Source organism: Radiobacillus kanasensis, from assembly GCF_021049245.1.
Taxonomy (GTDB): Bacteria; Bacillota; Bacilli; order Bacillales; family Amphibacillaceae; genus Radiobacillus; species Radiobacillus kanasensis.
Window position 1 is genome coordinate 3,701,058 of sequence record NZ_CP088020.1, and the last position, 22,262, is coordinate 3,723,319.

Sequence of the window (22,262 nt, forward strand, 5' to 3'; positions counted from 1 at the left end):
ATTAGACAACTTTTGTTACGATTACCGATATGTTGTCCACTTCTTTACGCTGTTTTACCATGTTGATTAATTCATGAATTTTTTCTTTAATTTGTTCTTGCGTTGAGACATGGTCTGGGTGAAGGTTTTCAATTATTTCATCCATTGATATCTCATGGTAAAACCCGTCCGTACAAAGCAGATAGGATGCTCCAGGCTCTACGCTTCCTTTTGTAACCACAACATTAATGTCTGGTTTTGCACCAACACATTGAAGGAGAACATTGCGATTAGGATGTACCTTAGCTTGTGCTTCTGTAATATTCCCTCGCTCTACTTCTCTTGCTACTAGAGATTGATCCTTTGTTAATTGAACAAGCTGAGCGGTAACAGCATACGCTCTACTATCCCCAATCTGAACGAGATAATAGATAGAATCGATAATGAGCATCGCCGTGACCGTTGTACCTAGCTTCACCTGTTTTGACTCTCCATAGGAAAGGATCTTGCTATTAAGCTGCTCTATATAATGAACGAGTTGCTCTGTCATGTTATCCTCAAACTCATCTTGAGAAATCAGACTCGGTAACGTTTCCTCAAACCAGTCGGATAGAGATCTTATCACAGTCGCACTAGCTAGTTCTCCATGCGTTAACCCACCCATACCATCGCAAACGACAAATAATCCGATAGGTCCCCTTGAGCTTTTCGCTGTTTTAATTAATAAGGCATCTTGGTTTGTTTTTTTTTGAACGCCGACATCTGTATGGTATGCCGTTATAAAAGCCATAGTTATCCCCACTTCAACCTAATTTAAAATACTCTAAACTCAAATTCCTCATTCGCCAATTTTATTTTGTCCTCATGCCTGATTTTGACTTTCTCATTTGGTTTTAGCTTCGTTCCGTTTACAAAGCTTCCATTTGTTGATTGATTATCTTGTAAGAAATACTCATCTTGTTTCATTACTAATTTGGCGTGGACACGCCCCACTACTTTGTTCGCACAAATATAATCCGCTTGTTGAGGATCTCTTCCGATGATGAATTCATCTTTTGTTACATAAACCTTTTCATTACTGGAATCTACTAGGAGAAAAGGCTTGCTTAACTGCTGATTATTATTCCCAAGGAAAGTTGTCCCTTCCTCTTCTTGGTGAGAAACCGTTCCAAGCACTGTCGTTCCATTTGCATCGTCTTCCCAATCGTCAGAAGGATTATTTCGGAGACTTGGACCGATATTAATGGAGGCCCCGGTTAAGGAATTTTGACGTAAAAAACCAGAGTTTCGATCATCAAGCTCTGTACGTGTCACGCGTTTATAGTTAACCTCTTCTTCTATTTCAAGACTCTTACTTTTTTTCTTGTCTACTCGCTTACTACTGTATTGGGAGGTTAGCGTACCGTTATCGACAGAGCTTTTCACCTCACTCACCGCTTGGCCAGGACTATAAAAATGACTGTTGCTTTGTTCGGCATGCTGTGTTTTTTCCACGATATGCTCTGGTGTTAAATCCTTTAAAGTATTGAAAAAGGTCGAGGTTGTTACGTCCTTTGACTCAACCAAATAATTATGTAATTCAATATAATAGTCGATATCTTCTTTTTCACGATAAGGAATGGAAGCAATTAACTCCTTTAAAAACTGCTTAAATGAGATTAATTCCCCTTGCTGCATGCCGTTTATAGGGAGGTAAAGGAAAACCATTCGACCAGTGATTTCGTCTATGTATATGTGACTTGGATCTACAACAAATTGGTCTAACCTTAATCCACCTAGTTCTGCCTCTTCCAATGTATGTGCAACATTCAACAGAACCTCTGACAATTTGTCCCTTGTTACAGAACCCGAGAGATAATCCTTTAAGGTTGCAGTTGAAATAACATCATACTGTAAATAACAACCATCATCTCTTTCTAAAAATACACACGGCAAAAGACCCGGAATGGAATTCTCCTTTAATACATCTAGTTCTGAATGAATCACTTCTTCTTTTTCTTTAACCATATAAACTAAAAAACTAGTTGCTTCATAATCCTCTGCTCTTAGCGGTATTTGATTAATCATCGAAATCCTACTCCTTACTATAGTGTTGAACATATACAGGTGCGATGAAGGAGAACAATCAGCAACTGTGCTCATTGTCCTCATTCACCGACTGTATTCACCTTACGAATTTGTCTTATGTAGCTCTCTCTTCTAACCGTTCATCCGCAAGGGGAGGAGTGCATTATTTAAATGCACTCGCGTTATTATTAATAGCTGTTTCGGCTGTGTTATAGTTCGTAACCGTAGCATCTAGAAACTTCGCATAGCTATCGACAACTTGACGATACTCTTCAAAACGTGGCGCTAAAGCATTGAAGTTTGATCTAATCGTATTAGATGCATCACTTTGCCAAGTTGAAGCAAGATCATTCATGTCTCGCTTGATTTGATCCAGTCTCGTAGAGAGCTGCTCGTTTAAAGTACGAATTTGACCAGCCGTATTACTTACCTCATTAAGGGAAACCTTAATTCCTTCTACAGACATCCAATCCACCTCCTAGTTATTAGTTTGTTAAACGTTTCGCAGCATGAATTACTTCATTTTGCGTTTCTTGGTATGTTTTTGCGCTTAATCTTAAGAATTCAGAATACTGTCTCATTAAAGATTCCATTTTGTTAAAGTCCTCCATGAAGCCTTTAATCTGTGTAACGAAAGCCATGTTATCCTGACCTTGCCACGCTGCACCCATACCATCAACTTCGTTAAATAGACGGTCATAAAGCTGTTTGTAATCTGCTGCTTCTTGCTCAATTTTCCCAGCAGCTTGATTAAGCTTATCTGGATTTACCGTAATCGATCTTGACATTTATATCACCTCCTTTAAAGGATAATAGACTACTAGATTCTCCGTAATTGATCCCTTATCTGTCTATACTGACTTGCTGCATCTTCTAAGCTTCGAGAGCAAGTTAATTGACCAATTCCTCTAAACTCTCTACTAATTCCATATGAAATAGTATCTAGTTCTCTTGCTATATCATTGAGTACATCTATGATTTGTTCGATTTCTTGTCTTACTTTTTTATCCATGGATTAAACTCCTTTTAAGAAATCGTGCTTGCCTTTCGGGTAAGTTTACGTTCGGTTGCTTGCATCATGTCGGCTGTTATCGTCAAATAACTAACCGCCTGATTCATCCGATTTGGAAAACTACTGATGACATCTGCTAAAAATACAGAATCAAGATCAAAAAAGTCTGCTTTCCAGTATAAAAGATCGATTTGATTGTTGACCGCTCTCGTTTTTCGATTAATCCTCCGCAATCGGTCGGCATAGTACATTAATCTAGAAATATCAACCTTTATGTGTTCCTCGGAAGAACCGCCGCCTCCTACTTTCCATGTGAAACCTTTTGTAAATAGTGTTTCGACGAACGATAATACATCATCGAAAAAGTTAGATACTTCTGCAACGAGAGCCACGGAAACATGTTTTAATGTAGTTATTGTTTGAACAGCCATATTCCTTACTTGAATAACCTCATCGATGAGACCTTTGGATGCTAAATAGAGCATTCGAGTTAACGTTACATCGATAGCGTAAGCAACATCCTTATTTTTTACTTTATTTTTAAAATCGATTGCATCCGAAAGAAGAACAGTTAGAAGACTTCCTCCCTCTCTGAGAAAGGAGGCACCTTCCCTAACATTTTTTAATTCCCCTTCGGCATTGAAGCTGACGGTTGATAGTCCGTGTGGATAGAATAAATCCTCATCTCGGTATTCTGAAAAAGAACGAATAGTCTTTACTGTTTTGTCTACGTAAGGCGCATAGCCAAGTCCTGATACAACATCCCACTCATGAGCGATAAAAGTCATTTGTTCGTCCAATGCTTTTCTTTGACCGTCATGTAAATCCCACCAGTAAAGAGGAGCCCCATTCACTACATAAGCACTTATATTTTCCGTGTAATGTTGAACTAAAACATCAGAAGCTAGATTTCCTCCTTTAGAGTGACCAAGCAAAAATCTTTCACCTGATATCCCTTCACTATTTTGATAGTTTTGAACGTACTTTTCATAAAAGGCATTTGCTTCTTCCTGTTGGGTTATCTCTTGCCCAAGACCAGCCTGGATATTCGATAACCAATCCGTTTCAAAATGAGGCTCACTTCCCCTGAATAATGCTGCCGAATTTCCTTCCTCATCTGCAAAGGCGTAACCTACAAAGCCTGAGTTGGACTCACCGTTGGAGTTGTTTCCATCGTTAGGGTTGTGGTTTTGGTAGGCGATTAGCTTAATATCTTGGAGCTTGGGATTACTTTGAACAACCTCTTCAATTTTTTGAATTTCTGAGTATGTTGGTTCATGCGAACTAACTTCCCTTTTCATATACTTAATTACACTACTTAATGAGTAACTGAGGTTTTCATTAAGTCGTATATCAGTAGGTAAATCATAGTAAGATAACCTTAATAAGGTGTAACTTTCATAATCATTTAAGCTAGAAAGTGACAAAATATCACTCCTCAAGAGATTCATAATGGTTAACTACATCATTCTTACTGTTAATTAACAGATTAGGATTTACTCCATTTCCTGGATTCTCTGGAGCAAGTCTGTTATCCAGAGTTACAAAGCCGTAGACTTTTGCATCAAGATTTTCCCATGAAATATTGTTTACATTGGCAGTTCTAATATAATCCGAAATATTTGATTCGGAGTCCACAAACCCTACTGTTACAATATAGTCTTTAGCTTTAAGTCCTTTTACTAGGTTAAACAGTTTATATATCGCATCCGAGTATTCCTGTACATTTGGTATGTTGGAAGTTCTTACAACGGTCTTAAGGATAACTGTAAACTCTTCAGGGCTTTCTTTAATTAGGGCATCAATTTCTTTACTATCAACGTTTTCAGTAATAATCCCTGGTGAAGCTCTAAGCATTATTTTAAACTCACTTAATTCTGGTAAATATCTATCTATGGCTTCCTTATTGAAGTTTTCAAGTTCGTAAGCCCAATTGGCCGTTGTATAACCATCAGCAAATCCCGATTCATCAGGAAGTGCTTCGACGGAAAAAACGATTTCGTTGTTGTCTTTGGGGTGAACGACATAATTATCACCACCATACATCTTTGGAAAGAGTTCACTTCCCTCTTTGCTGTATTCAATCTCGAATTCCTTGTTATATTTATCCTCTAAATAACTCAGCACTTTTTCCTCTTGACTCATACAGCCACTCCCAATTGTTATAAAGCCAAACAATAAAATAAGTAGTAACAATCTGTGTTTACTTTTCATACAGAACTCATCCTTTTAGGATTTTGAATAATTTCCACATATTTACACCAGCATCAACTTCGCACCATTCGTCAGACCAGTCTCTTCCACAGTCTTGTTAATATCCAAGATTGAACCTGTACTTCGATCACAAACAATTGTGTCATAGCTCCCTTGAAAATATCCCTCGGACAACTCTGTCATCGCGTTGGCTACTAGCAATAGGACCTCATGTATTTTACTCTCTAACGGGATGAACACATCATGTGTTTGCCTAGAGGCCGGTACATAGACTTCGACTAATACTTTATCCATGATAGACCGCCTCCTTTTTGGATGACTTCGTTAGCATTTTAGTTAGGACAGGGCTTCCTTTTTTAACGACGTATCCAAAGTCCTCTGGGATCTCCTTATACATACTTGGTGGTAATTTCAGTTTCAGCATAAATTGATCGGAAATTCCATTGCCTATCCAAATCAAGTCGCTTAAGGACACATGCTCCTTAAACCACGGTTCAAATGACATAGTGTTCAGTCGATCCGGAGTATCTGAAAGAATGATAGATACATTGAGTGAATCTCCTTTTTGCAGGAACACCTTTAGCTTATCCTGTCCATCATCCGATAGCTGCGCGAGTAAATCAGAGAATGAATCTATCACACATGTGATTCTAGGAAACTGTGGTTCTGGTTCTCCATTTTCAATCGCATCTTTTTTCGTATTATTTCGATGTACAAGTGTATTGAACAAGTCTACGACCTTTGCCTCTAACTCAGACGTGTCAGCAACATAGTCTAATATCGGTGGTTCGTCAAACGCATGACCGTTTGGATCAAACAGTATAACCTCGCCATCCCCATATGCGGAATGGACTTCGGAAATCCCCTGTATAAAGCCTGTAAAATTGCTGTTATAGGATGCTAATACTAGATTGATATAAGACTTCTGAAAATCATAATATGAAACCTCTAATGTCTCTTTCTCTACACCAACCGGCATTTGGGTTATTCTTTTGTCGTTTAATACCTCTTTTACATATTCCATATCAACCGCATCTGGCAGTATTGGGATTCGCGGAGCTGATTGCTTACTCCAGTTATCTCGTTTTTGCTTACAATATTCCGTTATAAAGGAATAAAGGTTCGTTGCTTGTTTAGAAATATGAGCAATTTGGAATTCATACGTACTACCCGATTTAAAAATACCTCGACCTTTATGTTTGGCTGGATATACGCCATCCACATTTCCAAGAATACCGGAATAATCCGATTGATCATTCAGCTGTAATACATAGGTTTGCTTAAAGTTTTGCAGGAGTCTATAACGAATCGCTCCTGTATTAGTAGCCGTTACGATGAAGTAAATCCCATACTTCGTTCCTTCCCGTGTTAGGAAGGAAAGGGTCTCCTCTTGATCCTCATACATTTCAGAAAATGCTGAGTAGTTATGAATAATGACTACAATCGACGGCAAGCCTTGTTCGGAAACACTGTTGTATGACGTAAAGTCTCCTCCATAGTTAGAAAGCTGTTTTTTCCTTGTGTCTACTTCTCTATTTAAATATTGAAATAGATTGTTAATCTTTTCGGTATCACTAGAAAGCATCACATCTCCAACATGAGGAGATTGCTGGAACCAAGTAAGAGTTTCCGTACCAAAATCTAAAACATAAAGATTGACCTCTTCTGGAGTATGCTCTTCCATTAATGAGTAAAGAAGGCTAGATATCCACGTCGTCTTTCCACTTCCAGACACGCCATAAATAAGGGCATTACCTTCCTGTGTAATCGGGAAACTCAACAGCTCCTGACTTTGATTAGCCGGGTCGTCATATTCACCTATTATTGGATTTAATTCAAAGCGGTTTGTCGTTTTCAACGGATATTTTTCTCTTAGTTTATCTATATAAATAAGTGCCGGAATAGGCTCTAACCAAAGCTGCTTCACCTTTATATTTTCTTGTTTAGCCAAATGAGCAAGGTACTTTGTAACTTCATCAATTTGCTTCGGTGGATTTTTGACCTGGCCTTGGTTTTTATCGACTTTAGCACTTTTCACAATACGACCTAGGTTATCAATGACAACTACACTATCATCCTTAGATTTTTCCACTTTATCTGTCGGGATATAAGGAGCTCCACCCCAGGCTGACTGTCCAAGCTCGAATATTTCATTGTAACCAACCTGTAAGTAAAAACGACCTGTGGTAGTTAGTTCTGCTGCATCTGGACGTTTAATAACCTCCATACTATCGGCTTTTTCCTGAACCTTCAGACTGATTCTAAACTTACTGTTACTCCAAATCTGATCGTCCACGACACCAGAAGGCTTTTGGGTTGCTAGAATCAAGTGCACACCTAGGCTTCTTCCAATCCGTGCCGCACTCACTAGCTGATCCATGAATTCCGGTTGCTGTGTTTTTAATTCCGCAAACTCATCGGAAATCATGAATAAATGCTGAAGTGGCTCGGATACTAAACCTTCTCGATAAAGCTTCTGATATTTATAAATATCAATGTTACTTTCATTCATCTTCCTACTCGCTTCACCAAAAATGGCTTGCCTGCGTTTTAGTTCACTTTGGATAGAAATAAGGGAACGATTGACTGCAGCGCCATCTAAATTCGTAATTGTTCCAGCCAAATGCGGAAGCTCGCTAAAGGAATTCGCCATTCCTCCACCTTTATAATCAATTAAAATAAAGGCAACCTCATCTGGGTGATAGTTCACGGCAAGGGATAAGATAAATGTCATAATAAATTCACTCTTACCAGACCCAGTCATCCCAGCAATCAATCCATGAGGTCCATGATATTTTTCATGAAGATCGATATTAAATAAATCCCCCGTTGTACTGACGCCAATTGGTGTTTCAATCGTTAAAGTTGGGTTATTTTCTTTCCATCTCGTTAAAGCATTTAGATGCTCAATTTTCCCTACCCCAAACATTTCAAGGAATGTCAGCATCTCTGGCAGTGCGAAAGCTTCCATGGATGTCGCAAGTTGGATGTTAGCAAGCTGGATGGCCAATTCTTCCGCTTCCTCAGGCATGTAAATATCTGTTTCAAAGCCTACGTATCGACCTGTGATATCATCTTTGTCATAAAGCTTAGAAACACCTTGGTCCAGCTCTACAACCATCGTCGTTTCCTTCGGTAAATTTTTCAGTTCATCATACAACGTGATAAGGCTAACACCAATATCCAGCTTCTCTTTAAGCAAAAGATTAATCATCTCCGCTTTTGAAGCAAGTTTCCTACTCATGGAAAATACAACATAGTGATCCGTTAGCTGTTCTCGACTGTCACTAGCAATCTCGACACGGCTCGCTATCACTTTCTCAAAATAAGCAGATAATTCTTTTATTTCGTTAGCGTCTGTCGCAATAAAACGGATTGTCTTCTCATCATTCCAAGCGTGTGGCAACCATTTTAAAAAATTCCACGTTTCCTGTTCCTTTTTGTCGTAAAGGAATACAAACTTTAGTTCGTCATAGCTGTGCAATGCGGATAATTGAAAAACTAGACCTTTTACGAAATCTTGAACGAGTTCTCTTTTCCCGATAACTCCAGTAATTGGCTCTTCTATAAGGGATAAAGTAACAGGGACATCCTTCAATACTTTCGGTTGCTCCGCTAATTTATATAGCTCATCTTGAAGATTGTCATCTTCTAAGGTGAATTTTTTCTCTGGGTACTTGATCTCAGCTTGTAACGGCACATCCCCTAATCCCAGTCGTACCTTCAAAAAGTCATTTTGACCAATCGTTCTCTCCCAAAGGGAACGTTCTTTAGAACGAATTCGATTTAAATAATGATTAAGAGGTTGATGGTTTTCATGGAGGATTTCACTCTGATGTCGGCACTCTTCTTCGATGACTTGGCCCATCTCTTCTATGTACTGCTTATACTTCTCTTGTCGTTTACTTTCATGCTCGTCTCGTTTCTTCTTTTCATGCTTCTTCGTTAGAATTGGCCAAAGCACCGTTCCCGTTAACATACTTAAGGACATCATTAACGTAGGGAGAGCGTACATAATGTCTCCATTGGTTCTCATTACGTTTTGCACCGCAAAAATTCCCATGAACAAAGAAGCCATCCCCATGGTTATGGAAGGACCAAGCATTAGCATAAGCGGTGTTTCCTCTAAGTTGGGTTGTTGCGGAGGTGGGTCAATTTTAATCGTTCTTTCTTCGATATCTCTCTTAAAACGCGGAGAGCGGTAAAACAAATCCTGTTGATCTTCCTTCACGAGAAAATCATCTAACTCTTCTTCATCTACGACAATCGGTTCTTCAGGAACAAAAGGTTGGAATGCCTCTTTATCTAACAAAACAGATTGATTCGGATTATTAAGGGCCAACAGATTACCGTTGAAAATGATCTTTAAGCCCATGATGTAAATCACGTCACCAATTTCCAGCTTTTTTTCTTTGACCATCTCTCCATTTACGTATGTACCATTCGCACTGTTGTTGTCCATAATGGTCGCAGTTCCTTGGCTGTCGTACATAATCGTACAATGCATGCTAGAAACTAGTTTATTGGCATAGCAAATATGCGCATCCTTGGAGCGTCCAATATGTACAGAACTAGAATGAACACGATGCTTTGTGTATTCACTTTTATCCCGAGAAGGAGTCGGTTCTACATAAAGGAGCGCTGTGGACTCGCCATCTCGGAAAATACTGTAAGTCATGTAAGGCTCAATAGCCATCTTATATAGCTTCTGGTTTGCATCCTCTTTTAAATAGGCGTACTTATTCGACTTCAAGAACCATGTACCGTTCTCAGCTTCAACCGCCATCATATCTTGTTGTGTGTCCCCATCCATCGTTTGGAGGGTATATCTTCCTGTAATTCGTTCAGGCAAAACTAAATGAAATGCTTTACCTCTGTCAAAAAGTGTCAATAGCAAGACAATTCTCTCCTTCGGGTAATGCCTATGTAAGTAAAGGCTTATTATTTATAGGTTTCATAATAGGATTTTAGACATTTTAGTGTGTGTTCAAAAAGGAGGATAAAAAGCGCAAAGAAATTCAAGGCGGCGCAGCTTCGAGTACCGGAGTGTATATTTTCAGATACATGAGGAACCGGAGAAGCAAGCCAACGCAGAAGTTCAAAGCGATTTTTACCGGACTTTTTGAACATCCTCTTTTATGGAGTTTATCTAACGAGGTATGAAAATAATTTGCGGCCAAAGAGACAGACAGTAAAAATATACTATACCTACAAATAAATTAGACAATTGTTAACAATTATTTACACTTTTTACTAAATTTTGATTTAAATAGTTAGTAAAAATGGTAAAAATTTAGTTCCAATGATTCACAACTTTCCTAACACAAATTTACACTTATTTACAATGTAATGGAATAGGTCTTATTTAGGAAATATTGGAATGCCAATTGAACGAATCAGGTTGAAAGTCCTATTAAGTCTCGAACATAGGACTTTTATTATGGGTAGGAAGTCACACTTGGAGCTTTATAGTCTTTTTAGAGGTAGCTTCAAATAATAAAGGCCACCGCAAGAATGGTAGCCTTTATTTTTATCTGGATCATTATTATTTTTAAATGTTGCTAGCCGGTTCCATATTTAAAACCTTTTGGACTCCAATCTTAATCATGGCATATTGCATGGAGTGGTCTCCAGATATAACGTGGAAAATTGGTGTGACTTGCTCTAACTCGTTATCTGAGATGTAATCCAATAACAATCTATAGGCAACCTCTGTTTTTGTTTCAAAGTGATTATGTACGTATATAGAGATCATATTTTCTACACTAAAGTAACTATGAAATCTCATATCTTCAGGAACTACCAGATCATCTTCATGAATCGGGATAAAAAATTCGGATAAGAGTACTTCGTCCATTGGGACATTGTTTACGGAGTAGAATAAAGGACCTTTAATGGTAGCCCCCAAATGTATGACTTCCTGAACAAAGTCATTAAATACGTTTTCAAGCTCCTGATATTGAAACTCATATTTTCGTGAAATGACGTTCGTATAGCGAATGGAATCGTTGGGATTAATCACCTTAACCCTCCTTCACTATTGGAGCATAGATATCAATTATTCCTCCACCATACACATCCAAATAGATGTTATAAAAAGGCTCCTCCAACTCTAACCCATATTCCTCTGCACAAAGTCGAAGGATTTGATAGGATTCTTCCATATCTTCATCCAAATCTGCATGTCGAATAACTAGTCCATCCTCGAATGTTAATTCCTTTGTAAAACGGTACGTTTCATTCAAATCTATCTTTACCGGTTCATTCACCGGCACATGAAACGTGTACTCTGCTGATTCTTGGGAACCTAGATTAGTAGATACTTGATAGATAGTTGGCCCCGTTCCGTACAACTCATTTCGAATGATAGCATTTCTAAGATCCTGAGCAGAGTGATGCCATTCACTCGGCTTACAAGTAGATGTTGCGCTTATGACATTGTGGAAGGTTAAGGGACATCGTTTTATTTTCATTGTGATTACCTTTCTTTTCTTCATTATTTGAAATTTATCGCATTTCCTCTATTCCTTTTCCTTGGATTCGGCATGTTAAAGGATTTAAACCTGAATTTACAATAAGTTATTAAATAAAATTCTGGTAAAGCAACTGCTAACGCGTATTGGATTACCACGGAAATAAAAAGCACAAAGTAAATAGCCCCTATACCTTCTACATAGGTTCGAGCTATTACTCCCCCCATTATGGTTGCACCAAAAATAATAGGTAAGCTTACGTAACCCTTTGACTTTTGAAACTTATATAGCCCCTCTCCACCACGTTTTAACTTGCCCTTTTTAATTCTGGATATTGCCCTAAGGGTTGAAAGTAGTAAGAATACAATTCCACCTACACACAAAAGCAGTCCTCCATAAAGTACAATACTAGGAGTTTCAATCAACTGAGTTAAAGTAACAAAAGCTAAATAAGTGTCAATAGACAGTTTAGTAGCTACTAAACTAAGTAATATCATTTGAATCTTTTGAAACTTATAGGCTATTTTCATGCTCCCAAAGGGAATGGCAATTAATAGTTGAATAACTAAAAGAATCCAAAAAAAGTTGACCACACTAGAATAAATAGGATCGATTCCTATTATACTTTGGTTCAAACCAAATGCAGAAAAACCAGTGGCTGTAAGACTATAAAAGAAAGAAGCAAATAAAAACCTAAAAATCCTACTTGGAGCTAATCGATCATTTGCAACATCATAAAGCATAGAAAAATATGACTCATCGTAACTTTTCATATTTTTACCCCCTACCAGAATACCTTATCTAATTTTTTACCCACATCTCCTATGAAATCACCTGCTGCGTCAACAACGGAATCAACAGCTTTGTTTGCAAAGTCTTTTGTTACATCTACGATACTTTGGTCATTTGGAGGAACCTTGATATTAATTAATGCGTTAATTCCTACCCCTAGTCCAGCACCAACTATAGTTCCTGCTGGAGGTAAGATAAGGGATCCTATTGATGCCCCAATCGCCATCGATGCACCACTAGTACCGAGGTCGACAGCAGTATCCACAGTAAACTCCCTAATTTTATCACCATCGCTCATATACTTAGATTCTTTACTAAAGAATGCTTCATTACCATTTTCAAAAATTGTGGTACCTATCCCAAATATCCCTGCACCTTTACTTATTTTTGTAATATTTGTAGCATTTTTCCAATCTTTAAAACTTTCCCATACTTTTAATTCACCAACAAATGCACGACCAGCCGTAACAGAGGTTTGCTTTATCGGTGAGGAATCTAGATATTCGATTTGCTTGTGTAAACCATTAAAATCACCTTTTATAAATCTGTTAACGTTGCTAGGGATATATGTTTGGTGTTTTGTATCGTAAAGTGGTATTCCATCGTTAATCATTCTTGTTACATAACGCTTTTTAAAATCTCCACTTTCTCCTTCAAACGCTCGTGATAGTTGGTCTCTATATCTTATGTAATCTCTTGGTCTATCTATCCTGGCCTTGTCTAGCTTAAGAGAAATCGTTCCACCTGTTCTTACAAATTTGAATCGAAGATCATCAGAGTACCTTAAAAGTCTATTGGAATCTAATGTCCCTATAAAACTTCCAATAGTTTTGGTTGAATCTTTAATTGCAGATAAAAGGTTATCTCTCCTTTGTTCCTTCTTACGTTCAAAAGATACTTTGTTCCCTTCCTTGATAACTTTATACTCCGCCAGGCTATACTGATTCATCGACTGATCAATAAAAGCATACAACTTCTTCAAGTCATGCTCTATATCCACCAATGAATGTTCAGCATCTCTTAGTCTCCCGCTAATCCCGTTACGTGATTGTATCCGCCAATCCACTTGGTTTTTTAAGTAGGAAAGTTCGTTTTCGAGGCTAGAGATTTGGGACTGGATTTGAGATATTGTGGAGTTGGTTTGTTGGACATACCCAATCTTTATATGAATTTTATCCAATTTTTATACCCACCTTTCCCTAATCCTGCTTCAACCTTGCAAGCCTTTCTCTTTCTCTCTCTTCTTCTTCCCTTTTGATTTCATACGCTGTGGAGACAATATCAGATTCTAAAGAATTTAATTTAGATGCCACTTCACTACACTTACTTTCCAGTCGATTTAACGTTCTATTTATGTAATTCACTTCTGTTGCTTTCCATCCAGAGTGTATGTTTCCTTCCGCACCTTGTAGCTTCCTCCGCAAACTTCTTAAGGAATCCGCAACATTTTCTATCCGATTGGCTTGATATCTTGCACGACTAACACTTATTCCCATTCCGACACCTTCTTTTCATTTATCCTGTACCTATGTACTTACAACCATAGTCCCTTATCAATTAAATATTTTATAATAAAGCACTGTCAAACTTCCATAAATACTTGAAAAACTTTCCATAAAAGTGCGTAAAGAGGAAAAATTACCTATATACGAAAGCCCTCGCAAACGTTATTTATGAACTTAGACCCATTACGAAAGTATTATTACTTCACTCGAAAAAAGCGCATATAAAGATAAACTCTTTACATGCGCTTCTCCCTTATTATAAAGTTTTTAGAAATGCTCGAATCCGCTTCATCGCTTCATCCAGCTGTTTTAATGAAGTGGCATAAGAACAACGAATATACCCTTCCCCGCTTCTGCCAAAAACATTTCCTGGAACGACGGCAACCTTTTGTTGTTGCAACAGTTCCTCTGCAAATTCTTCCGAGGTTAGTCCTGTCTTTTGAATGGATGGAAATACATAAAAGGCTCCACCCGGTAAGTAACAATCCAGCCCCATCTCTCTCAGTTCTTTCACAACAAAATTACGGCGCTGCCGATAGCTTTTCTTCATTTCTTGCACACTAGATTCTGAGTGGTCCAAAGCTTCAATTGCTGCATGTTGAGCCATCGTTGGTGCAGACATGATCGTATATTGATGGATCTTTGTCATAGCTTTTATGATTTCTTTCGGACCTGTCGCATAACCTAGACGCCAACCCGTCATCGCAAATGCTTTGGAAAAACCAGATAACAGAATCGTTCGCTCTTGCATCCCTGGAATCTCACTAAAACTCGTATGAGAATCGTCATAAGTTAATTCTCCATAAATCTCATCTGAAAGAACCAACAAATCATGTTTTTCGACAACTGCTGCTAGGGCTGTTAATTCTTCCTTCGATAAAACCGTACCGGTCGGGTTATTTGGACTACAGAGGATTATTGCTTTTGTTCTTTCTGTTATCGCCTGTTCTAATTGATAAGGTTCAAGCTTAAAGTCCTGCGCTGGGTCTGTGTCTACCTTAACTGGAATACCTCCAGCTAAAGAAACTGCTGGGGCGTAAGAAACGAAGCTTGGTTCCACAACGATAACTTCATCACCAGGATCTATCAGCGCCCTTAAAGCTAAATCTATGGCCTGACTTGCTCCGACTGTGACAATAATTTGATCTTCTGGATCATATTCCACTTGGTACTTTCTCTTTAGATAGGCACTGATTCTCATGCGTAGTTCAATCATTCCAGCATTCGCTGTATAAGCGGTATAGCCTTGTTCTAGAGAGTGAAAGCTTGCCTCAATCACATTCCACGGTGTAACAAAATCTGGCTCACCTACTCCAAGGGAAATAACGTTTTCCATTTTGGAAGCTAAATCAAAGAAACGACGGATTCCGGACGGTTGAAGCTGTTCTACTGTTCTAGACAAATAGGAGGTCTTGCTGGATGGACTCATGGTGTCACCATAATCCTTTTATCATCGTCATCACTTTCAAAAATGATTCCATCATGCTTATATTTTTTCAAAACAAAATGGGTCGTGGTTGAGAGTACGGACTCTATAGTAGATAGCTTATCCGAAACAAAGCGACCTATTTCAGACATCGTTTTAGCTTCAATTAATACGGATAGATCATAGGCACCAGACATTAGATATACTGCTTTTACTTCAGGAAACCGATAGATCCTTTCCGCTACCTTATCAAAACCAACCCCTCTTGTTGGGGTCACTTTTACATCTATCATCGCTGTTACCCCTTCATAATCCAATACTTTCGTCCAATCAATTAATGTAGAGTATCCAGCAATCACATGGTCTCGTTCCATTTCTGAAATGAGTTGGTTTGTTTCCTCCACTGATAAATCTGTCATCTTCGCAATCTTATCAACCTCTAGCCTACTATCTTTTTCTAAAAGCTCTAAAATCTCTATCTTCTTGTTATCCACGCTGATACACCCTTTTCTATATGTAGGATCTAGTCCCCGAAACTGATTATTTCGACAATTTATTTTATGTTACTATATTCGTTTTAAAATAGAAACACACTTTTAGTAGTTCCCGCAAATTTTGCTTGTATGACAAGTGCATCATCATTTCTTCCTTCCCATGCATACGTTAAAGCAAAAGAGGAGGAATTAGCATGACCATTATCGACACAAAACCTTGGTTATTGGACTATTTAAGCCAACGGTCCACCAAGTTAGAGGATAATATGCTTGTTCAGCATGAAACGATTTGTAAAAAACTCCTACCTTATTTTCCAAATACCGACGAGATAGATATTCATGAACACTTAATGGAGCATGGCTTTTTTATTCCAACAGAAAAAGACACCACCTCAATCTCCACATTTATCAAACAGAATTACTGGAAACAAACCAAACTCTACCTGGATGCCTTACAAAAAAAGTGGAAAGGACCAGATGTACATGTGTTCGTTCTTCCTTCCGATAGTACGAATCCGAACCTCTTGCAAGAATTCGATGGTGTCTCAGGTGTAAGCCATGCAGACAAACTGTTTCTATTTTTACCACCTGAACTCAAAACGAAGAAATTACAGGCCGTACTCACTCATGAATACAATCACATTTGCCGTCTGCAGCAGCTAGGTAAACCCGAAGAGTCCTTTACCTTATTAGATACGATCGTTTTAGAGGGGATAGCTGAATATGCTGTGGAGGAGGAATTAGGCAGCGACTTCCTTTCTAAATGGGCAACCCTTTACTCAGAAGAAGAGAGTCAACAGCACTGGATAAAGTTTTTATCGAAGCACAAGCATATTAAAAAAGGGGACATGAAACACGATGCACTAGTTTATGGAGCTGACCTCACCCCACCATTAGCCGGCTATCATTGCGGGTACAGAATCGTAAAGTCCTTTGTTAAGACAGAACACCTCTCTGTCTCAGAGCTTCTTGCGCTTCCTTCTTCCACATTGTTAGAGCAGTCTACTTTTGATTAATAGGTAGATGTGTATTTTCTATAATTCTGTTATACAATCCCACGCCATTCTAGTCACCTTTCATAGACTACAAGGAAACCCTATGAAAGGAGTTTATGTATGTCTAGATATTACGGTATTTGCAGGAAATCTATTGGTCGGAGAGTTTTAATTAAAACACATTGCGGCCGAACCATGAGAGGTATTATTCACCGAGTAGATGATAGAAACGTCTATTTGCGCCCTATTGGCCCTAGCCGCATTGGTGGTTTCGGATATGGTTATCGACCTTATGGATACGGTTATGGCTACCGCCCATACGGATGGGGTTGGGGCTTAGGCTGGGGCATTGCCCTAAGCGCTATAGCCAGCCTATTTTTCATCTAGTCCTTTACCTTCAGACATGATCATAGAGCCCCTACACAAGGGCTCTATTTCTATTTTCCCTAAAAGTTATTTTCCATACTATCATGTTAGCAATGAGTAGGATTACGCAAAATATAAGCACACCATAAGGTAGTAGAGTTGCCGCATAATGAAGCCCCCCAAATAAGGCAACGAAGATTAACAGTAGAATATTTTTTAGTGCGCTATCCTTTTGACCTATTCCAAATGGTTGCGTAAATGGAAGCTGCTCCCCATTTAATACTCGATACGAAATCACTACGTAAAGAAAGGCGGTTAACCCTAAAGGAATAAAGTGATACAAAATACCCATCGAGAAGATAAACGGGTAAATCATTCCTACAATGATGTAAACCGGAATGTATAAATGAACAAACAGCGCTTTTAACGCACCCTTTGTTATTATATTTGGATCAGATATAGGCATAGCCCCATAAATCCACGCCCCTTTATACTTTTCCGAATATAGGAGCATCTGGGCTGCTGTTGATAGAAATATCAAAGTTCCATAAAAGGTCAGGTAGTAATAACTGTCACTAACTTCTTGCAGGTTTCGAAAGCGAATTTCGTTTAAAATAAACAAAAAAGGAATGACAATGGCAAAAATGAAAGCCGGATAGACCTTAAGCTTAAATTCTCGTTCGTTTTTCATCATGTTTAGTGCAAAGTGAAATAGATGATTAGATTCTTTTCCTCTACTCCATATCTTGCCCATCCAAACATACCAAGGATTTCTTTTCTTTTGCCGCGATTGACTGGAGTTAAGCAATTTCTCTAAGTTACGTTCAAAGGATGGAATGAAATAAATATATAGCATTATGGAAAGAATCGGGATAACAATCCCCAATCCAGATAGAATCAAATAGAATCGATTACCTCCATCGTGTAAGAGAACCTCAAACAAAGCACTATACCAAAACGGTGGGAGTAAGAATTGCCACCACTGCGGCTGCATGACGATATCAAGATTAACGAATTCAAATGATCTAGCAACGAGTTGTGTACCGACTATCATCCCGATTGAGAGTAGGATCTGTACATAGTTAATGACATCCTTCAGTTTTTCCCCATCTAAAAATTGTAAAACTAACATATAAACCAGTGCCGTAGCCATGATCGTCCATAGAGCAATAAGAATCATTTGAAAAGCAAATAACAAAAAGAAGACAAACCCTCGAGTCATCAACCCAACGACCAAAGGAACTGCTGTTAATGCCCCTACGATAAAGAACATATATATGCTAATATGAATAACCTTAGCTGCATTAATCGTCCGCTTATGGATTGGCTTCGTATCCAGGGTTACCTTATCTCGAACATCTAACAGAACGGTAGAAAAGTCCGAAATCATGGCTGTTAATAAAAAGAACATAATGATACTAAATACAAACGTCATTTGATAGATGTATTGATCTCCTATTAACAGGAAGGGAAGAAGGATAAGAGAGAATAAAACATAAATCCACAGAGATCGAATAAATTGATTCCCTTCTCTTTTCTTGCCATCGTTTAGAATCGTCGGAACCCTTCTTTGATCAAGCGTGAGCTTTGTTTCTAGGATTTTTCTTAGGATGGGGTACTCAATATTTAAAGTCCGGAATAAACCTTGGAATCTATCGAGAAATTTTAACGTTTTGAAATCACTCATAGAGACCTCTCCCGCTCATAACGTTCACGATATTCTGCGAAATTTCTTTATGCTCATCAAATCCAGTTAGCTCGTTAAATATCTCTTCTAAGGTACCGTCTTTATTCTTTTGTTTCAACTCTTCAAAGGTACCGTCCGCTACAATTCGACCTTCTGATATAAGAATAATTCGATTACTGATTTTCTCGACCACATCCATGATGTGAGAGGAGTAAAAAATTGTTTTTCCCTCTGATGCCAGCTGGGAAAGAAGCTCTTTGATGATCATGACACTATTGGCATCCAACCCACTTAATGGTTCGTCTAAAAACAATATGTCTGGATTGTGTAAAAGACTGGATATGAGTAGTACTTTTTGCTTCATCCCTTTTGAAAAGGAGGACAATCGAGAATGGAGGCTATCTTGAATGTCTAGTAGTTTACTAAACTGTATGACTTTTTCTACGACATCCCCTTTGTCTAACCCGTAAAGTCCACCGACAAACGTCATATATTCGAAGGCTGTTAGGTTATCATACACTTCCGCATTCTCCGGTACGTAGCCAATTCTTTTTTTATATACCATGGAATTCTCATTAATATCCTGTCCGAAAATCTTAACTTGACCAGAAAATTGATCAATAAGTCCAAGCAGAATCTTCACCGTTGTACTTTTCCCCGCCCCGTTCGGACCAATATATCCAATAATCTGTCCTTTATAGACATCTAGATTAATAGAGTCAATCACTCTCTTGGAGCCATAGCTCTTCGACAAGTCTGTTATCGATAACACTTTTTCCAAATCTTCCACCACCTCACCCAATTATTTCCTTTATACTAACATATTTTGATCCCTTTCTTATATGCCTTCCTCCTTAATTAATGATGGAGACCCTGTTAAAAAAGCAATCGTATGTGTATGCTAAAATAAAAATTATCTAACTTTAATTCTTTCTTAAAAGCAAGTAATGCAATGAATAAGGAGAGGAAAAACGAATGATCCAAGCCCTAATTTTTGATATGGATGGAACCCTTTTTCAAACGGATAAAATTTTGGAATTATCACTTGATGATACTTTTGAACATTTACGGTCCTTACATCAATGGGATACAGTAACGCCTATTGATACATACCGTAAAATTATGGGTGTGCCTTTACCACAAGTTTGGGAAACTCTGTTACCTAACCATTCCAATGAGGTAAGAGAACAAACGAATGCTTATTTTCTGGAACGACTAATCGGAAATATAAAGAGTGGGAAAGGTGCTTTATATCCTAATGTCAAGGAAGTTCTCCGTCATTTGAAAGAGAATCATTGTTCTATCTACATAGCAAGTAATGGCTTAACCGAATACTTAAAAGCAATAGTGAGTTATTATAATCTGGATAAATGGGTAACGGAAACATTTAGTATTCAACAAATTGAGTCGTTGAATAAATCAGACCTAGTTAAGAGCATTATAAAAAAATATAACATCACCAAAGCAGCGGTGGTGGGAGATCGGCTATCAGATATTAAGGCAGCTAAAGATAATGGTTTCGTTTCCATAGGATGTAATTTTGATTTCGCAAGGGAGGATGAGCTTGCTCAGGCTGATATGGTGATTGATGACTTAATGGAGTTGAAGGAGATATTACCTAAATTACGCTAATGACCACATTAGTCAATATTAGAGAAAACTGGTGATTCTATGAATATTAGAGAAACAGATACAACTGTAATCATAAATGGGATGGAAATTGAAGGATTTATTGACAAAGGAAACCCTTGTCCAATCTGCAGTACAAACAAAATATACTACGAGGATTTTGATAGCTATTTTTGTGCGATATGTAATGACTGGATGGAAGAGAAGTGTGAGGACCCCGATTGCGAGTATTGCTTAAAGAGGCCGGAGAAACCATTATCACCTTAATCATTCAAAACTTTAAGGGGATGGAATCGTTTAATTTGCTTTGTAAAAGTTTTAGAAACAAACAAAGAAATCATACGTTTTACGAAATGATTTCTTTGATTCCCAATATTAGTTGCCCCATTTCAAATACATAGTCAAAGTACAACACTGTGTTCCTTGAGCGTCAGCATGAATAGTCAATAAAATTCCAGAAGGGGTGTACTGAGTAGTGATGGGAGTAGATGTTCCTATTGATTTCATTAAACGATCAACTTCCCTTTGGTTACCTGCCTGAGCTGCTGTCATCAACTTATGAGTAAATTCCCGATCCGTAAACTTTTCAAGGATAGTAATGGATTCATCCGCAATTTTTTGAAAAGCAGTTACCGAGCCTTCAAAAATACTAACATCAACTTCTGGGTATGGCCTCTGCTGATAATAACCATGATGTTGCGGATAATGATACCCTTGATATGGTGAATAAGCATAATGATTTGGGACGTTATACATAAAGCACCTCCTATTTTACAAGTATTTTATGCTGCTACCTAATAATGGTGATTCGAGTTATTAAAAAGTTAAACCTTATCTTTTCCAGGACTCCTATGTCAGTCAGATAAGGCGTGGACACGAATTGTTTGAAATTTTCATAATTAATACTTAAAAATGAGGGATTGTTTTGGTAGAAGTAACTATCGCATTTAATAGAGAAGCCGACATAGAGTTAGCTCATCACATTATGATAGAGGCCTTTAAGGAATATCAAAACTTACCTGTTCCTTCGAGCGCTATCTATGAATCTCTTGATAGTTGGAAAGATTCTTTTAACGTCGAGATTGAAAAGTATATCGTTTGTTTTTCTGAAGGTAAGGCTGTTGGGTCTGCACGCTTCGTCTTAAAAAAGAATCAATTATACTTTTTTCGTGTTTCTGTCCTGCCGGAAGCACGTGGAAAGGGTATTGCAAAAGCCATGCTTAACTGGCTAGAAACATTTGCTCTGGATCAGGGGTTAAAAATCCTGCAATGTAGAGTTAGAAGTGGATTATCCAAAAACGTTCAGCTCTATACATCTCTGGGTTATAGAATAGAATCCGAGGAAACCGTTAAAAATCCAAATGGACATTTAGTTGAGACTGTCGTTATGGAAAAACACTTGAAATGATGGAGAGATACGATTTGAAATCACATTTATATTTGCTTCAAGGACATCTGTTCCGCTTCCGCTATTCATCCATAATAACTATCAGCGCGGCTCAACTAAAAATTTCGATATCGCTTTTGTAAGTTAAATGGTAAATATACCACGAAGCAATATGCCTCTTGTGAAGGTGCATAAGGAAATGTACCGCCAAATTTTTACATAATAACAAAAACAGA

The 22,262-nt window shown here is 38.1% G+C and carries 23 protein-coding genes; 4 read left to right on the forward strand and 19 right to left on the reverse strand.

Annotated features, from left to right (window positions below):
• Position 1 precedes the first annotated feature (1 nt).
• The 16 genes from KO561_RS18805 to KO561_RS18880 form a co-directional block, all read right to left on the reverse strand.
• Positions 2–769: a PP2C family protein-serine/threonine phosphatase gene (locus KO561_RS18805; protein ID WP_231094843.1), complete on the reverse strand. Its 768-nt coding sequence runs from the start codon at positions 767–769 to the stop codon at positions 2–4.
• Positions 770–792: 23 nt separating this feature from the next.
• Positions 793–2,046, reverse strand: coding sequence for a DUF6382 and FHA domain-containing protein (locus tag KO561_RS18810; protein ID WP_231094844.1), 1,254 nt, complete (start codon positions 2,044–2,046; stop codon positions 793–795).
• Between the two features lie 163 nt (positions 2,047–2,209).
• Positions 2,210–2,512 (reverse strand): pore-forming ESAT-6 family protein, encoded by a 303-nt coding sequence (locus KO561_RS18815; RefSeq protein WP_231094845.1) that lies wholly within the window; start codon positions 2,510–2,512, stop codon positions 2,210–2,212.
• A 19-nt stretch (positions 2,513–2,531) separates the two neighbouring features.
• The gene (locus tag KO561_RS18820; protein WP_231094846.1) at positions 2,532–2,834 is read right to left on the reverse strand and encodes a WXG100 family type VII secretion target; all 303 of its coding nucleotides are present in this window, start codon (positions 2,832–2,834) and stop codon (positions 2,532–2,534) included.
• A 32-nt stretch (positions 2,835–2,866) separates the two neighbouring features.
• The gene (locus KO561_RS18825; protein ID WP_231094847.1) at positions 2,867–3,058 is read right to left on the reverse strand and encodes a hypothetical protein; all 192 of its coding nucleotides are present in this window, start codon (positions 3,056–3,058) and stop codon (positions 2,867–2,869) included.
• A gap of 14 nt (positions 3,059–3,072) precedes the next feature.
• Complete coding sequence (locus KO561_RS18830) at positions 3,073–4,485, reverse strand: DUF6792 domain-containing protein (RefSeq protein WP_231094848.1); 1,413 nt, start codon at positions 4,483–4,485, stop codon at positions 3,073–3,075.
• Positions 4,486–4,489: 4 nt separating this feature from the next.
• Positions 4,490–5,203, reverse strand: a complete 714-nt coding sequence (locus tag KO561_RS18835) for a hypothetical protein (RefSeq protein WP_231094849.1) — start codon at positions 5,201–5,203, stop codon at positions 4,490–4,492.
• A 111-nt stretch (positions 5,204–5,314) separates the two neighbouring features.
• Positions 5,315–5,566 (reverse strand): methyltransferase, encoded by a 252-nt coding sequence (locus KO561_RS18840; protein WP_231094850.1) that lies wholly within the window; start codon positions 5,564–5,566, stop codon positions 5,315–5,317.
• Positions 5,559–10,169, reverse strand: coding sequence for a type VII secretion protein EssC (gene essC / locus KO561_RS18845; protein WP_231094851.1), 4,611 nt, complete (start codon positions 10,167–10,169; stop codon positions 5,559–5,561). Before essC ends, KO561_RS18840 begins: the two co-directional genes overlap by 8 nt.
• Before the next feature lie 654 nt (positions 10,170–10,823).
• A complete protein-coding gene (locus tag KO561_RS18850) occupies positions 10,824–11,294 on the reverse strand; it encodes a DUF5085 family protein (protein WP_231094852.1) in 471 nt (156 codons plus the stop codon).
• Position 11,295: 1 nt separating this feature from the next.
• Positions 11,296–11,745: a DUF5085 family protein gene (locus tag KO561_RS18855; protein ID WP_231094853.1), complete on the reverse strand. Its 450-nt coding sequence runs from the start codon at positions 11,743–11,745 to the stop codon at positions 11,296–11,298.
• 23 nt (positions 11,746–11,768) lie between these two features.
• Positions 11,769–12,518 (reverse strand): hypothetical protein, encoded by a 750-nt coding sequence (locus tag KO561_RS18860; protein WP_231094854.1) that lies wholly within the window; start codon positions 12,516–12,518, stop codon positions 11,769–11,771.
• 11 nt (positions 12,519–12,529) lie between these two features.
• Positions 12,530–13,717 (reverse strand): hypothetical protein, encoded by a 1,188-nt coding sequence (locus KO561_RS18865; protein WP_231094855.1) that lies wholly within the window; start codon positions 13,715–13,717, stop codon positions 12,530–12,532.
• Between the two features lie 19 nt (positions 13,718–13,736).
• Positions 13,737–14,033, reverse strand: a complete 297-nt coding sequence (locus KO561_RS18870) for a hypothetical protein (RefSeq protein ID WP_231094856.1) — start codon at positions 14,031–14,033, stop codon at positions 13,737–13,739.
• A gap of 265 nt (positions 14,034–14,298) precedes the next feature.
• A complete protein-coding gene (locus KO561_RS18875) occupies positions 14,299–15,471 on the reverse strand; it encodes an aminotransferase (protein ID WP_231094857.1) in 1,173 nt (390 codons plus the stop codon).
• Entirely contained in the window at positions 15,468–15,968 is a 501-nt protein-coding gene (locus KO561_RS18880) for an Lrp/AsnC family transcriptional regulator (protein WP_231097269.1), read from the reverse strand. Before KO561_RS18880 ends, KO561_RS18875 begins: the two co-directional genes overlap by 4 nt.
• Before the next feature lie 188 nt (positions 15,969–16,156).
• On the opposite strand from KO561_RS18880, the gene KO561_RS18885 reads away from it, so the two are divergent.
• Together KO561_RS18885 and KO561_RS18890 are read left to right on the forward strand one after the other, a co-directional pair.
• Positions 16,157–16,978, forward strand: coding sequence for a DUF2268 domain-containing putative Zn-dependent protease (locus tag KO561_RS18885; RefSeq protein WP_231094858.1), 822 nt, complete (start codon positions 16,157–16,159; stop codon positions 16,976–16,978).
• Between the two features lie 99 nt (positions 16,979–17,077).
• Complete coding sequence (locus KO561_RS18890) at positions 17,078–17,344, forward strand: hypothetical protein (RefSeq protein WP_231094859.1); 267 nt, start codon at positions 17,078–17,080, stop codon at positions 17,342–17,344.
• Between the two features lie 31 nt (positions 17,345–17,375).
• On the opposite strand, the gene KO561_RS18895 is transcribed toward KO561_RS18890, so the two are convergent.
• A complete protein-coding gene (locus tag KO561_RS18895; RefSeq protein ID WP_231094860.1) occupies positions 17,376–19,010 on the reverse strand; it encodes a hypothetical protein in 1,635 nt (544 codons plus the stop codon).
• Entirely contained in the window at positions 19,003–19,791 is a 789-nt protein-coding gene (locus KO561_RS18900; protein WP_231094861.1) for an ABC transporter ATP-binding protein, read from the reverse strand. Before KO561_RS18900 ends, KO561_RS18895 begins: the two co-directional genes overlap by 8 nt.
• 194 nt (positions 19,792–19,985) lie before the next feature.
• On the opposite strand from KO561_RS18900, the gene KO561_RS18905 reads away from it, so the two are divergent.
• Complete coding sequence (locus KO561_RS18905; RefSeq protein WP_231094862.1) at positions 19,986–20,642, forward strand: HAD family hydrolase; 657 nt, start codon at positions 19,986–19,988, stop codon at positions 20,640–20,642.
• Between the two features lie 372 nt (positions 20,643–21,014).
• Here the strand turns inward: KO561_RS18905 and KO561_RS18910 are convergent, their stop codons facing one another.
• On the reverse strand, positions 21,015–21,395 hold the full coding sequence (locus KO561_RS18910; RefSeq protein WP_231094863.1) for a YuzC family spore coat inner layer protein: 381 nt from the start codon (positions 21,393–21,395) through the stop codon (positions 21,015–21,017).
• A 169-nt stretch (positions 21,396–21,564) separates the two neighbouring features.
• On the opposite strand from KO561_RS18910, the gene KO561_RS18915 reads away from it, so the two are divergent.
• Positions 21,565–22,047 (forward strand): GNAT family N-acetyltransferase, encoded by a 483-nt coding sequence (locus tag KO561_RS18915; protein WP_231094864.1) that lies wholly within the window; start codon positions 21,565–21,567, stop codon positions 22,045–22,047.
• Positions 22,048–22,262: the final 215 nt, after the last annotated feature.